The organism is Priestia sp. BR_2 (assembly GCF_041954005.1).
Taxonomy (GTDB): domain Bacteria; phylum Bacillota; class Bacilli; order Paenibacillales; family Paenibacillaceae; genus Paenibacillus_AQ; species Paenibacillus_AQ lautus_A.
The window spans coordinates 108,696-121,554 of the sequence record NZ_JAVFHM010000350.1 but is presented as its reverse complement, the minus strand read 5'-3'; the positions used below and the strand labels follow the sequence as shown (position 1 = coordinate 121,554).

Annotated in this window: 12 protein-coding genes and 1 pseudogene; 12 read left to right on the top strand and 1 reads right to left on the bottom strand. The window is 51.9% G+C overall.

Features of this window, described 5'->3' with window-relative positions; translation table 11 throughout:
* The first annotated feature begins 82 nt into the window (after positions 1 to 82).
* From RB298_RS31660 to RB298_RS31645, 4 genes are all read left to right on the top strand, one after another.
* Positions 83 to 1,426 carry a sensor histidine kinase gene (locus tag RB298_RS31660; protein WP_486050312.1) on the top strand — a complete coding sequence of 448 codons (1,344 nt, stop codon included), beginning with the start codon at positions 83 to 85 and terminating at the stop codon, positions 1,424 to 1,426.
* Positions 1,423 to 2,061, top strand: coding sequence for a response regulator transcription factor (locus RB298_RS31655; protein WP_096774400.1), 639 nt, complete (start codon positions 1,423 to 1,425; stop codon positions 2,059 to 2,061). The genes RB298_RS31660 and RB298_RS31655 overlap by 4 nt, the downstream gene beginning before the upstream one ends.
* A 184-nt stretch (positions 2,062 to 2,245) precedes the next feature.
* On the top strand, positions 2,246 to 3,205 hold the full coding sequence (locus tag RB298_RS31650; RefSeq protein ID WP_486050284.1) for a DoxX-like family protein: 960 nt from the start codon (positions 2,246 to 2,248) through the stop codon (positions 3,203 to 3,205).
* On the top strand, positions 3,189 to 3,866 hold the full coding sequence (locus RB298_RS31645) for a DUF4166 domain-containing protein (RefSeq protein ID WP_096774398.1): 678 nt from the start codon (positions 3,189 to 3,191) through the stop codon (positions 3,864 to 3,866). The genes RB298_RS31650 and RB298_RS31645 overlap by 17 nt, the downstream gene beginning before the upstream one ends.
* On the opposite strand, the gene RB298_RS31640 is transcribed toward RB298_RS31645, so the two are convergent.
* Positions 3,856 to 5,148 (bottom strand): MFS transporter, encoded by a 1,293-nt coding sequence (locus tag RB298_RS31640; RefSeq protein ID WP_486050282.1) that lies wholly within the window; start codon positions 5,146 to 5,148, stop codon positions 3,856 to 3,858. The genes RB298_RS31645 and RB298_RS31640 overlap by 11 nt on opposite strands.
* A 157-nt stretch (positions 5,149 to 5,305) precedes the next feature.
* On the opposite strand from RB298_RS31640, the gene RB298_RS31635 reads away from it, so the two are divergent.
* From RB298_RS31635 to RB298_RS31600, 8 genes and pseudogenes are all read left to right on the top strand, one after another.
* Entirely contained in the window at positions 5,306 to 6,061 is a 756-nt protein-coding gene (locus tag RB298_RS31635) for a DUF2087 domain-containing protein (RefSeq protein ID WP_096774396.1), read from the top strand.
* 28 nt (positions 6,062 to 6,089) lie between these two features.
* On the top strand, positions 6,090 to 6,443 hold the full coding sequence (locus RB298_RS31630; RefSeq protein WP_015736172.1) for a GIY-YIG nuclease family protein: 354 nt from the start codon (positions 6,090 to 6,092) through the stop codon (positions 6,441 to 6,443).
* Between the two features lie 150 nt (positions 6,444 to 6,593).
* The gene (locus tag RB298_RS31625) at positions 6,594 to 7,442 is read left to right on the top strand and encodes a DegV family protein (RefSeq protein WP_036661431.1); all 849 of its coding nucleotides are present in this window, start codon (positions 6,594 to 6,596) and stop codon (positions 7,440 to 7,442) included.
* 127 nt (positions 7,443 to 7,569) lie between these two features.
* Positions 7,570 to 7,725 (top strand): hypothetical protein, encoded by a 156-nt coding sequence (locus tag RB298_RS31620; RefSeq protein ID WP_176502421.1) that lies wholly within the window; start codon positions 7,570 to 7,572, stop codon positions 7,723 to 7,725.
* A 160-nt stretch (positions 7,726 to 7,885) separates the two neighbouring features.
* A complete protein-coding gene (gene nagZ / locus RB298_RS31615) occupies positions 7,886 to 9,229 on the top strand; it encodes a beta-N-acetylhexosaminidase (protein WP_486050280.1) in 1,344 nt (447 codons plus the stop codon).
* A 204-nt stretch (positions 9,230 to 9,433) separates the two neighbouring features.
* A pseudogene (gene rpoD, locus RB298_RS31610) lies at positions 9,434 to 10,378 on the top strand (RNA polymerase sigma factor RpoD); the annotation flags it as partial.
* A gap of 191 nt (positions 10,379 to 10,569) precedes the next feature.
* Positions 10,570 to 11,592 carry a UDP-N-acetylmuramate dehydrogenase gene (locus tag RB298_RS31605; RefSeq protein ID WP_192571365.1) on the top strand — a complete coding sequence of 341 codons (1,023 nt, stop codon included), beginning with the start codon at positions 10,570 to 10,572 and terminating at the stop codon, positions 11,590 to 11,592.
* 126 nt (positions 11,593 to 11,718) lie between these two features.
* Positions 11,719 to 12,648 (top strand): manganese-dependent inorganic pyrophosphatase, encoded by a 930-nt coding sequence (locus tag RB298_RS31600; RefSeq protein WP_009593146.1) that lies wholly within the window; start codon positions 11,719 to 11,721, stop codon positions 12,646 to 12,648.
* Positions 12,649 to 12,859: the final 211 nt, after the last annotated feature.

Sequence of the window (12,859 nt, the reverse complement as noted above, 5' to 3'; positions counted from 1 at the left end):
GGTAAGAAGGGAGGTCCCCCTGCTGGCGCAATTATGGTAGGATGAAACTATATTCGGGAAGAGAATGGAACGATGCGTCTTGATGTATTATGTGTTCGCGCTTTGGACTGCAGCGGCCGTGCTGCTGTTCAATCAGCCTCGAAGCGAGGTGAACCGCTGGGCGGCTTTTTTCCTGTGGAGTGCAGGGATCGGGGGGTTGACGGACTGGCTAGCGCCTTCCGGTTTTATTGCGACCGCCTACGGGCCGTGGATTCAATTCCTCAACCATACCCTGACACCTTACGGCGTGTTGATATTTTGCATGGTGTATACCGGCAGGCCCCGGCACCATAGGAGAAAACGTGATCTCAAAATAGGCCTGCTGCTGCCTGTGTTCGCGATGCTGGTCCAGGTGCTCCTTACGAAAGATTACCGGATTCATTACGGATGGCTGTTCGTATGGACCGGCCCGTATTATGTTGCTGCATGCGCTCTGCTCATTGGAGCCTTATCCTCTGAGAAGAACCCGCAGAAACGCAAAAGCATGTGGATTACCACCTGGATTATGGTGCCAACCTTGCTCGGTGTGATGCTGTTGATAAATGTAGGGAATGTCATCTGGCCCGGTTACGATTCATTCCGGTACGTATCCCTGTTTATTCTGTATTCGATGGGCGTTGCCGTCATCTGCACCTTTGTGTACGGCGTCCTGGGCGTCCGCCTGAAATTCGAGCGCGATCCGCTGGATCGCACGATGCAAGCGGTCAGCTCGGGTACAACGATGCTAAATCATACCATCAAGAACGAGGTCGGGAAAATCGCCATGAGCACCGATAACGTGAAGCGGCTGCTGTCGCCGGATAACGAAACGGCCCTGGAGCAGCTTGATGTCATCGCTAACGCTTCCAAGCATTTGTTAGCGATGACAGGGCGCATGCAGCAGCAGATGAAGGCGTTTAAGCTGGTGGAACAGCCTATCCGCGCGGATCAGCTGCTTGCTGAACTGCAGCTTCGCGAACAGGAACGGCTGCGCAGCCATGGCATCGAGTTAAAGGTGCTGTGCACACAGCGTCCCTGGCTGCTTGCGGATGCCGTCCATTTGAAGGAAGCGATCAGCAATCTCATAAGCAATAGCGTCGAGGCGATGCCTGACGGAGGAGTGATCGCGTTGACGGTAACGGCCGACCGCAAGGGAGCCGCGATTTCCGTCAAGGATAACGGCATGGGCATTCCGGAAGAGCAGCAGCCGCTTGTGTTTGAACCGTTCTACAGCACCAAGGGCCACAGGAAGTCAAACTTCGGACTTGGCCTTACCTATGCGTACAACGTGATGAAGAAAAGCGGCGGCTCCGTGGGATTGGAGAGCCGCGAATCGGTCGGTACCGAGATCACGTTGTATTTTCCCCGCAGCAAAATCATTCGTTTATCCGGGAGGGAAGAGCCTTGAATCGAATACACGTCTTTCTGGTCGAGGACGATCCGGATTGGATTAAATCAATGACCGTTTTTCTGAATGCGCAGGAGGATATGATCGTGGTCGGCGCGGCCGAGTCCCCCGAACAAGCGATTGCGATGGCGGAAGTCCTGTCCTTCGATATCGTGCTTATGGATATTCAGCTGACGGCGGGCCGACTCGACGGCATCTACGCGGCTGCAGAAATCCATGAACGAAAGCCCGAGGCCAAGGTGATCATGCTGACCTCGCTGGATGACGAGTTGGTGATCATGCAATCCTATACGGCCGGAGCCGTCAATTACATTGAGAAATCGAATTTCGAGGAATTGCCGGCCGCAATCCGAAGCGCCGTACATCAACCGGGATCGATGGAGGTGCTGCTCAAGGAATTTGCCCGACTCAAGCGCGAAGAACAGCTGCGGAGCTTGACGCCGGCGGAACGTGAAGTGTTTGATCTGTTGGATGAGGGTTTCACCCATTCCCAAATGGAGAAGAAGCTGTTCAAAACCGAGAGCACGCTCAAAAATCAGATCAATAAAATTCTGAAAAAGCTCGGGGTGAGGAGCAGCAGGGAGGCCGTGGAGAAGGTCCGCCGAAAAGGGATCGTGAGAGAGAACGACAACTAGCTTCGGGACGGAAGACGGATCATATGGAAGAAATGGAAGAGGTACTACGAAACGTAGTACCTCTTCTTCGTTTGTTCTATAAAAGTGAGGTCTAACGGGGAATCCCCCTCAGCGGTAAAATGGCTTGTAAATAGAGGGGCCCGGCTGTCACCGAGAAGGGTTATCCATTAGGAGCTGAGTGCGCATGAAGAGAAATCCGATCTATGTTGAACTCGACATCAAGACGGATATGGAAACATTGTGGTCATTGACACAGAGACCCGAGCTGCATCAACAATGGGATTTGCGTTTTTCCGAGATTCATGATTTGCCGCAGGCTGATTCGGACGTCCAGCGGTTTTTATACAAAACCCGCATCGGATTCGGACTGGAAGTTACGGGAACGGGCGCTACGAAAACGGCCGTGCACCCGAGGACCGGGAACCGGATCTCGGTGCTGCGATTCGGCTCGGATCAGCGCATTTCCCTGGTAAAGGAGGGGAGCGGCTATTGGAAATACGCCGACAGCGGCAACGGCGTCATCCGTTTCTCGACCCAATACGATTACAGGACGCGGTTCGGCATGCCGGGGGCCTGGTTTGACCGCCTGCTGTTTCGGCCTTTATTCGGCGCAGCGACGGCTTGGAGCTTCGATGTGCTCCGATTATGGGCCGAGAAGGATATTCCGCCTACGGTCACGATCCAAAAGGCAATCATCCACGCTTTAAGCGTGTTTATGCTGGTTGTTCTATGGTGCTATGAAGGACTGGTTCCGAAGCTTCTGTTCCCGGAAGCGGGAGAGCTTGATCTGCTGAGGCAGTCGGGTTTGGCAGCCGGTCGGGAAGGGATGGTGCTGACCTTGCTCGGCATCACCGAGATCGGCGTCGGTTTATTGACATTGCTCTTTCACAAGAACCGGTTGTGGTACAGGCTGATCATGATCTTGCTTGCGATCTTGATGCTTGGAGCATGGATGACGGATGCCGAATTAATGAAAGCCCCGTTCAATCCGTTAACGCTTAGCGGATCGATGATTGGATTCTGCTTCATGGCTTCGCTGTCCGCATCGGACTTGCCAAGCGCTTACCGTCCGGTTCGAAGACAAAGAACTGTCCGTGGGCATACATCCGATAAAGGAGTGAATGAACATGACCTCGATCTATGAGCAGGCGCTTGGAAGCCAGTTTCACAAGCTTCATCCTAAAATCCAGGAGCGGTTCGGGTTCGACAGCAAGGATAACGTCGCTTCGATCGGCGAAGGCATCATGGAAGAAATCTGGTACGCTCGATGGGCGGCGCTGCCGCTGCATATAGGTACGATGCGGCATATCATGTTTCCTAACCGGGGGAAAGGGATCCCGTTCCGGATTGAGAACTACGCTTATCGGGATGACTGGGGAAGAGAAACGGTGACGTGGTGCCGAAGTTTTGATTTTCCTGGCATTCGAAGACGATTTGACGCCACGATGATTTATAGCGCACAGCGCAGCCGCGTCGTGGATTATTTGGGAAACAAACAGCACTTGGCAGTCGATCTTCGGATCGCTGCCGCGGAGCATGGCGGAATTCGCATTCGATCGGGGGAGCAGAGGTTTTATGAAGGACGGCTGCAGTTTCGATTTCCCCGGTGGCTCACCGGAACGGCCGATGTATGCGAATGGTATGATGACGAATATCAGTTATATCGGATATCCGTTGAGGTGGTCAACCCGATATTGGGGCCTGTCTTCCGGTATAAGGGAAGCTTTCAGGCCCGGACCGTTCCTGCAGGCGAACGGGATGTCCCGCCCCATGTCAAACCGCTGCGGGTCGAGGCTAGAGAGTAGCGGAAGCATCCGGGGAAAGACCGCTGCCCTTGCGTTCGCGGAACATTCGGTAATATAGGAACGAGGAAATGACGTACAGCGTTCCGGTAATGCAGAAGGTGATTGCGTATCCCCAGTAGCTGCCGTATGTGGTGACCAATTTCGACTGTACGGGCCCCATCGTCGCCCAGCCGAGCATAAAGGCGGTTTGCGTGACGGAATTGGCGATGCCTCTCCGGTGATCCGGTACGCGGTCAATCAGAATCGACGACTGTATCGGATTGGCCGCATTCATCAAGGCTTGACGGAACAGGAAGCCGACCGATGCGATGAGGAGGACATTCGTGAAGCCGGTTAACAACAGGAAGGGCAAGGATAGGACTTGAAAGAGAACCACGGCTTTGACGGCTCCTACCCGATTCACCAGCGAAGGGCCGATCAGCATGGATACTATCGTCATGACTTGTCCGAGCGATATCAGAATCCCAACCGCGGATAACGATACCGAGAAACGGTTGGTAAAATACAAATTCAAATAAGGAACGACCAGTCCGGACCCGAGGCCGATCAACAGCTGGGCAAGCGCGAACTGCCCGATGACTTTGAAATCTCCGATCCCGGAGGCGGTAACCGCTCCTCCAGGGCGCAGGGGTTGATCCGGGATGGGTGCATCCAGAGGCCGTGCATGCGCGTCGTTCTTGTCGGTCGTGAACAAGAGCGGGATAAATGCCGCAAAGGTTGCCAGACCGCCGATGAACAGGGCCGTTTTCAAGCTATCGACCTTGTTCAGGCCGAATGCCTGCAGGGCATCCGCCAGGAAGCCGCCTCCCATGCTGCCTAACACTTGAGAAGCAAGCACAAGCGAGGCATGGATGCTAAAGATGCGCATACGAGCCGATTTCGCCGTATTTTCCGCCAGAAACGGAATCGCCAGCACCTGAAAAAAGGATGCGAACAGTCCGGTGTATACCGCGAGACCAAGCAAGCTGAACTCACTCGCCAGAAAAGCTCGCGCAATCAGTCCGGCGCCGCTTAACAACGCGCCAAGGACCAGGATTCGCTTGCGGCTTCCGCGGTCGCCGATCAAGCCGATCGGGATAAACATCAATGCCGTGGCGAGGGATTGAATACTGACCACTGTTCCATTCATGGAGTCATTATAACCCAGGCCTTGTATGTACAAATTGTAGAGCACGCTGAACATGCCGGTACCGAACTGATACAGCACGTTAGCTAGAAAAAACAGCTTGATGTTGCGCGGCCAAGAACGCATTTCTTTTGCCGACTGTTGTATGAATCCCATGATGATACCCCCTAAATTTTACAGCAGCAACCTCTATTCTAGCAGGTTCCACGGGAGGGAGGAAGAAATATTATGTCGTCGTGGGGCTTGATTGACATGCTATAGACAAAAATATAAAATGTCTATGTAAATAACTTTGGGGGAAGTGGTGTGTGCGATGGACCTAAATGAACGCTTCTGGAATGCTTCCATAGATGAACTTAAACAAGGCTATATCGACGAAGGCCCCGTCTGGGTATGTCTCTTGTGCGGCAAGACGCTGGAGAAGGGGATCATCTACCCGGATGAGGATGTGCTGTACGAATCGGAACGATACATGACCGTTCATATCCGACGGGAGCATGGCTCCGTGTTTCAGTATCTGTCCGGCCTCGATAAGAAGCTGACCGGACTGACCGAGCATCAGAACCGGCTGCTGCAGCTCTTCTATCAAGGCATGAACGACAAGGAGGTCCAGCAGGAGCTCGGCATCGGCAGCGCGTCGACGATACGCAATCACCGGTTTGCCTTGAAAGAGAAGGAGAGGCAGTCCAAGGTGCTGCTGACCTTGATGGAGCTGTTGAAGGAAAAGGACAGCCATGCTCCGGCGTTCGTGGAGATCCCCAAGCAGGCCAAAATGATCGATGAACGCTACAATGTTACGGAAGAAGAGAGGCAATCGATCCTAGCCAAGGCGTTCCCCGAGGGGACCGATGGCCCGTTGAAGACTTTTAAGCTTAAAGAGAAGCAGAAGTACGTCGTGCTGCGCGAAATCGCCGCCCGTTTTAAACCCGATGTCTTGTATTCCGAGCAGGAAATCAACGATACGATCGGAAGAGACAATCCCGATTATGTGACCATTCGCCGATATTTGATCGAATATGGTTTTTTGGATCGCAAGGATGATGGAAGCCAGTACTGGCTAACGACATAGATGAAAGCAAGAAGGAGGCGTTAAGGCCATGAATCGCAGACAGGAACTAAATCAGATGTACAAGGAGATCAAGATTGAAGCCGGCGTGTATCAAATTCGGAACACGAAGAACGGTAAAATATTCGTCGCCGGAACGAACAATCTGAAAACCATGAACGGCAAGCGCTTCGAGCTGCAGATGGGGACAAGCTACAACAAGCCGCTTCAGCAGGATTGGAAAGAGTTTGGAGAGGATGCGTTTGTTTTTGAGATCCTGGAGAAGATTGAGCCGAAGGAAGATCCGTTCTTCGATTTGAAGGGTGCGGTCAGCAAGCGGGAAGCCTATTGGATCGAACGGCTGGAACCTTTTGGGGAAAAAGGGTATAACGGAGACGGAAAATAAGGCTTTTGTGTGGCGAACCCAGGCGTAGGACGTGAAATCATCCCCCTTCCATTTGCAATGCGCCGCAAGGGTAAGATATGATGAAATGAGCGGCTTAAATCGCTTCCATTCCTATTTCTTACTACACGAAAGCGAGACGTGAACACGATCATGAGATCCATTGCATGGGTAACCGACAGCACGAGCACTATCGACCCTGAATTCGCCAAGAAGCATCATATTTACATTGTGCCTTTGAGGTTGATTCTGGGCCAAGAGGCCTACAGGGAAGGAATCGACATATCGGCAGAAGCCTTTTATGAACGGATGAAAGACGAGCCGAAAGTCAGCAGTTCCCAGCCTCCCATCGGAGAATTCATTGAGCTTTACGAAACCCTGAAAGTGAAGTATGACGATATTATTGCGATTCACTGTTCTTCGGAGCTCAGCGGAACTTTGAATTCTTCCCTGCAGGCGGCCGAGATTGCCGAGGTACCCGTGGTTGGCATCGACTCTCAAGCGGGAGCGTTTCCGGTGCGCGAAATGATTATGTCCGGCATTCACTGGCACAGCCAGGGGGATACCGTACAGGTGATAAAGGATAAAATTCAGACCATGGTGCACAACATGTCGTTCTATCTCATACCGGCAAGCCTGCATCGACTTCATATCAGCGGCCGGGTGTCCGGTACGCAGCTGCTGCTGAGCAATTTGCTCCGCATACATCTGCTGCTCCGTTTTGACGAAGGCAAAGTCATTGTGGAGGAGAAGATCCGGACGTTTAAGAAAGCCAAGCAGAAAATGATCGATATCATGAAAACAGACATACAGAAAATTAAGAAGGTGTGCATCATGCACGCGAACAACGTGGAAGAGGCCGAGGAGATCCAGAAGGAAATCAGCGGAGCTCATCCGTCGCTTAAGACCGAAATCATGACCTTTATCCCTGTTGCAGGCATACATGCAGGCGAAGGCACCATTGCCATGTCATGGATTAAACACCATCCTGCCTATTCTTAGTTATACTTCCGCCCCAGCCTGCAGATACTATTTGCAGGCTTTTGCTTTGCTTATCGATTCTATTCTGCCCTCCGTGGTTTTATTATGTAATAGTAGGGATGAACCCAAGGAAAGGATTGAGGCAGACATGAAGGTTATTATCACGCAAGCCGAGGCGATGCAAAAGAATATATGGGACGATATCATGCTGATGTTCGGAAGAACGGAAGAGGATGAAGTGTGGGAGACGGAGCAGTTTATATTGACGGAGGAGCAAGCCCGTCAGCTCGGATTGCTTAAATAGAGAAGGAAGGGCCGCCATCGCTGCGGCTCTTTTCTTCTTGTTTTGCAACGGGGGGCTTTCGTTGTGGATTGTTTTGGCCCTTAACGAAATCATGTTATGATGGAAGGACTCTGCGGGACAGAGGGCGAATACAGTAGTGTGAACATGAAGGAAGGTGACAATGTTGAAGCGAAGGACACCATGGATGAGCTTAACGATGCTGGTTGTCATCTTGCTGCTGGTTCTGGCAGGTTGCCAGGGCCGTTCGGAGACGGGGAATGCGGGCAATGATGGCCAAGGAACTTCGCCATCGGAGGTAGGACAGGACCAGAACCCGCCTTCTCAAGAGAATGACAACGAAACCGAGCCTCCGTCAGGCAGTACCGACAATGAAAGCGAGGACGGCAGCCTGCCTCCGAACGAAACCGAAGATGAGATCGCTGAGCTTATGAACGACATGACCGTCGAGGAGAAGATCGGCCAGCTGGTACTGGTCGGACTCGAAGGAACGGCCATCGATGAAACTTCGCGTAAATTGGTGAAGGATCACCATGTTGGCGGGTTTATCCTCTTCAAAGACAATATAGAGAGCGTAGAGCAGACGGTAAAGCTGCTCAATGATCTGAAGGAAGCCAATGCTGCCAATCCGGTGCCCCTGTGGCTGAGTATAGACGAGGAGGGCGGACGGGTTACGCGTTTTCCCGAGGAATATGTAAAGCTGCCGTCAAGCGGCAAAGTCGGAAGCAAGGGGGATCTAGCGCTCACGAAGCGCGTTGGCGGCCTTATCGCGCAGAAGGTTGCGGGACTCGGGCTCAATATGGTATTCGCCCCGGTGCTGGACATTCATAGCAACCCGAACAATCCGGTCATCGGCGATCGATCCTTTGGCACTACGGCGGAGACCGTTACCGAGCATGGGATTGCCTCCATGAAGGGGATACAGGAGAAGGGAGTCGTTCCCGTCGTGAAGCATTTTCCAGGACATGGCGACACTTCGGTCGATTCCCACCTCGGTTTGCCCGTGGTGGAGCATGACTTGAAGCGTCTGCATGAAATGGAGCTGGTTCCGTTTCAACAAGCGATTAATGAAGGGGCCGATGTGGTCATGGTTGCGCATCTGCTCATGAAGAGCATCGATCCGGATACGCCATCCTCGTATTCAAAGCCCGTGATCAACGATTTGTTACGGGAAGAGATGGGATTTAAGGGAGTTGTCATTACGGACGACATGACAATGGGTGCTATATCCGGCAGCACGGACGTAGGTGAGGCTTCCGTGAAATCCGTCGTCGCAGGAAGCAACATGGTACTGATCGGACATGAATATGCGCAGGAGGAAGCCGTCATCCAGGCATTGACCAAGGCTGTCCGGAGCGGCTTGATCCCGGAGGAGATGCTGAACGACCGTGTAAGGGCGACGCTTGAGCTAAAGCACAAATATGAGCTAAGCGATGATCCCGTGAAGGCTCCCGATATAAAGCCGTTAAATCAGCATACGAAAGCAGTACTAGATCAAATGAAGTAAACGTAACATATGTAATAGGAATATATAAAAACCCGATCTCAGAGTTGAGATCGGGTACAACGGACTAGAATATATTAGAAGTTGATATAGTCTATAAAATATGCTAGAATGAAGGATAAATAACTATTGGTTTAATGTCATAATGATCTAATGCTAGATTAGCATGAAAATATGGGATTGTCAACAGGGGGGCATAGAATGGAGAACCGTCAGAGTGCGGATTTTGCATTGGAACGCGAGGTTACGGATACAGAGAAATCGGCTAATTCTCCAACAGAGGATTTTTCGGTTCACGACGATCTCTCGCTTCCGCCAGGCATCAAGATTAGCGATCCAGTTCGCATGTACCTGAAAGAAATCGGTCGTGTTCCCCTCCTCTCAGCCGATGAAGAAGTGGAACTGTCCAAACGTATAGAGGAGGGAGATGAGGAAGCGAAACGCCGTTTGGCCGAAGCGAATCTTCGTCTCGTTGTTAGTATAGCAAGACGCTATGCCGGTCGGGGAATGCAGTTCCTTGATCTGATCCAGGAAGGCAACATGGGCTTGATCAAAGCGGTGGAGAAATTCGACTACTCCAAGGGCTTTAAGTTCAGCACCTATGCCACTTGGTGGATTCGTCAGGCGATTACCCGCTCGATCGCCGACCAGGCCAGAACCATCCGGATTCCGGTGCATATGGTGGAAACGATCAATAAACTTGTGCGTGTCTCCAGACAGCTCCTTCAGGAGCTGGGCCGCGAACCGACGCCGGAAGAAATCGGCAAGGAGATGGACATCTCACCGGAGAAAGTGCGCGAGATCCAGAAGGTATCCCAGGAACCCGTGTCCCTGGAAACGCCTGTCGGAGAGGAAAGCGACTCCAACCTGGGCGATTTCATCGAGGATCAGGATGCGTTGGCACCCGCAGATGCGGCGGCTTTCGAGCTGCTGAAGGAACAGCTGGAGGAAGTGCTCGATACGCTTACAGAGCGTGAAGAGAACGTGCTTCGGCTTCGTTTTGGACTCGAGGACGGACGGACCCGTACGCTGGAAGAGGTGGGGCAGGTGTTCGGCGTAACGCGCGAACGCATCCGCCAGATCGAGGCGAAGGCGCTCCGTAAATTGCGTCATCCGAGCCGCAGCAAGCGTCTCAAGGATTTCCTCGAATAAATCTTGGTAACGTGATGAACGAATCCCTGGTTACGGTCTACGAGCCGTAATCCAGGGATTTTTTGCTATATGGCCAGGATTTCGCCCCAGATTGACACCATCCGAGTAGTTGCATCATAATGATGTAACATCCCCACATTTAGTAAGGGTTGTTGTGCCTAATGTGAAGAATAGGGAGTGACATGTCTACGATGACTTTACATACATCTGCTATTGACCGATTGTGCAAGCGCAATGTGGAGCTGTCTGCCTTTTCGACGTACGGGATCGGAGGTTCAGCCAATTATCTGGCCATGCCTGAAACGGCAGCCGACCTGGCGGAACTTTTGCAGGATTGCAAAAAACGCGGGTTGCCATGGTACATTTTCGGAATGGGCTCCAATATCCTGTTCCCGGACGAACCGAAACACGATCTGGTCTTTATCTCGCTGAAAAACCTGGTGGAGCTGCAGGCTTCGGGAGACAAATGGTACGTTTCATCCGGAACGCCGATGTCCCTGCTTTCCTTGATGGGGTTAATGGGCGGAACCGATTTGCTCGACTTTACTTTTTTGCTGCCGGGCTGCGTAGGCGCCGGCATCTATATGAACGCCAAATATAATGCGCGCCAAATCTGCGATATCCTGGATACGGTATATTATATCGATACGATGGATCCGGGCCTGAAGGTGCAGTCCATTGCGGCGGGGGACTGTTTATTCGCATACAAGCAATCCATCTTCCAGCAGCATCCATGGATCATCGTAGGCGCCGATCTCAACATACCGGTCAGCTCGGAGGAGCAGATCCATTCGACTTCGGCGCTGCTCGCGGAGTGGAAGAGCCGCGGCAGCCATCCGTCCTCGCTGCCGTCCTTTTTCTCGTTCTTTCTGGGCGAGGTCCATGCTTTGGCCGGAAGGGGAATCGAGACGCCGCAGTCGATGCTCGACATCATCAAGTACCGGACGAGTAAGCGTCATTTCGACTATCCGTCCTGCGGTTCCGTATTCAAGAACAATTACGATTACGGGGTAGCCGTAGGCTCGCTCGTGGACCAGCTGAATATGAAGGGGACCGAATACGGAGGCGCCATCATTTCTCCGCACCACGGCAACATGATTCTGAACCAGAAGCATGCAAAGGCAACGGACATTCTGTACTTGATGAATCTGATTTCGGAGTCGATCAACAACCAATTCGGGTTCGTTCCGGAACCGGAGATTGTATTGGTATAAACGCTCTCTGAAAATAATCTCTGTAAAGGAATTGGAATAAGTAGAATTTAACGCTATAATCAGATAGGTGATCATCTGTTTATTGGTATAAACGATGAAATTCATGTTGCGAGAGGGGCATTAAATATGGCTAAAACTTTAATTTTTGGACACAAAAATCCGGATACGGACACCATCTGCTCTGCTATTGCATATGCTGACTTGAAGAACCAGCTTGGTCTTTCGGCCGAGCCCGTGCGTCTTGGCGACGTTAACGGCGAAACGCAGTACGCGCTCGATTTCTTCAAAGTAGAGGCGCCTCGCCTCGTTGAGACGGTTGCAAACGAAGCGCAGGACGTCATTCTCGTGGACCATAACGAGCGTCAGCAAAGCGCCAGCGACATTGATCAGGTTCGCGTAATCGAGGTTATCGATCATCACCGCATCGCTAATTTTGAGACAAGCCATCCGCTGTACTACCGTGCGGAGCCTGTCGGCTGCACTGCTACCATCCTGAACAAGATTTATAAGGAGAAGGGCGTAGCCGTTCGCAAAGAAATTGCCGGCTTGATGCTGTCCGCGATCATCTCGGACTCCCTCTTGTTCAAATCTCCAACCTGCACGGACGAGGATGTGGCTGCTGCTCGCGAGCTGGCTGAAATCGCCGGCGTGGATGCCGACAGCTATGGTTTGGACATGCTCAAGGCAGGTGCCGATCTGAGCGACAAAACCATCGCTCAATTGATCTCCCTCGATGCCAAGGAATTCCAAATGGGCGGTGCCAAAGTCGAAATCGCCCAGGTCAACGCGGTGGATACGAATGATGTATTGTCCCGCCAAGCAGAACTCGAGGATGCGATTCAATCGATTATTACGGACAAAAACCTGGACTTGTTTGTCTTCGTGGTGACGGACATCCTGAACAACGATTCCATCGCGCTGGCGCTCGGTAAAGAGTCCAAAGCCGTGGAGAGAGCGTACAATGTATCTCTGTCGGAGAACAAGGCGCTTCTTAAAGGCGTGGTTTCCCGTAAATCGCAGATCGTTCCGGTTCTGACCGAAGCATTCAATCAATAATAGCTGGTTATAGGAACAAGCCTGACCATCGACTGAGGAATCAGCGGGGCGGGCTTGTTTTTGTTTGGCTGTTTTCTCGCATTCTGCATCATGCAGGACCGCTCCAATCGATATGAAGCGCTTTCGAAAATTGAAATATTGTAATGAATTTACATCGAAATGACATCCTTTTTACGGCGGCGATTCGTATAATGAAGGAAAGAAATAGGAA

Coding starts and splice junctions, on each gene's coding strand:
- RB298_RS31645 (WP_096774398.1), top strand. CDS start 3,189: ATGACCTCGATCTATGAGCAGGCGCTTGGAAGCCAGTTTCACAAGCTT.
- RB298_RS31625 (WP_036661431.1), top strand. CDS start 6,594: ATGAGATCCATTGCATGGGTAACCGACAGCACGAGCACTATCGACCCT.
- RB298_RS31660 (WP_486050312.1), top strand. CDS start 83: ATGTATTATGTGTTCGCGCTTTGGACTGCAGCGGCCGTGCTGCTGTTC.
- RB298_RS31650 (WP_486050284.1), top strand. CDS start 2,246: ATGAAGAGAAATCCGATCTATGTTGAACTCGACATCAAGACGGATATG.
- RB298_RS31620 (WP_176502421.1), top strand. CDS start 7,570: ATGAAGGTTATTATCACGCAAGCCGAGGCGATGCAAAAGAATATATGG.
- RB298_RS31600 (WP_009593146.1), top strand. CDS start 11,719: ATGGCTAAAACTTTAATTTTTGGACACAAAAATCCGGATACGGACACC.
- RB298_RS31630 (WP_015736172.1), top strand. CDS start 6,090: ATGAATCGCAGACAGGAACTAAATCAGATGTACAAGGAGATCAAGATT.
- RB298_RS31640 (WP_486050282.1), bottom strand. CDS start 5,148: ATGGGATTCATACAACAGTCGGCAAAAGAAATGCGTTCTTGGCCGCGC.
- nagZ (WP_486050280.1), top strand. CDS start 7,886: ATGTTGAAGCGAAGGACACCATGGATGAGCTTAACGATGCTGGTTGTC.
- RB298_RS31605 (WP_192571365.1), top strand. CDS start 10,570: ATGACTTTACATACATCTGCTATTGACCGATTGTGCAAGCGCAATGTG.
- RB298_RS31635 (WP_096774396.1), top strand. CDS start 5,306: ATGGACCTAAATGAACGCTTCTGGAATGCTTCCATAGATGAACTTAAA.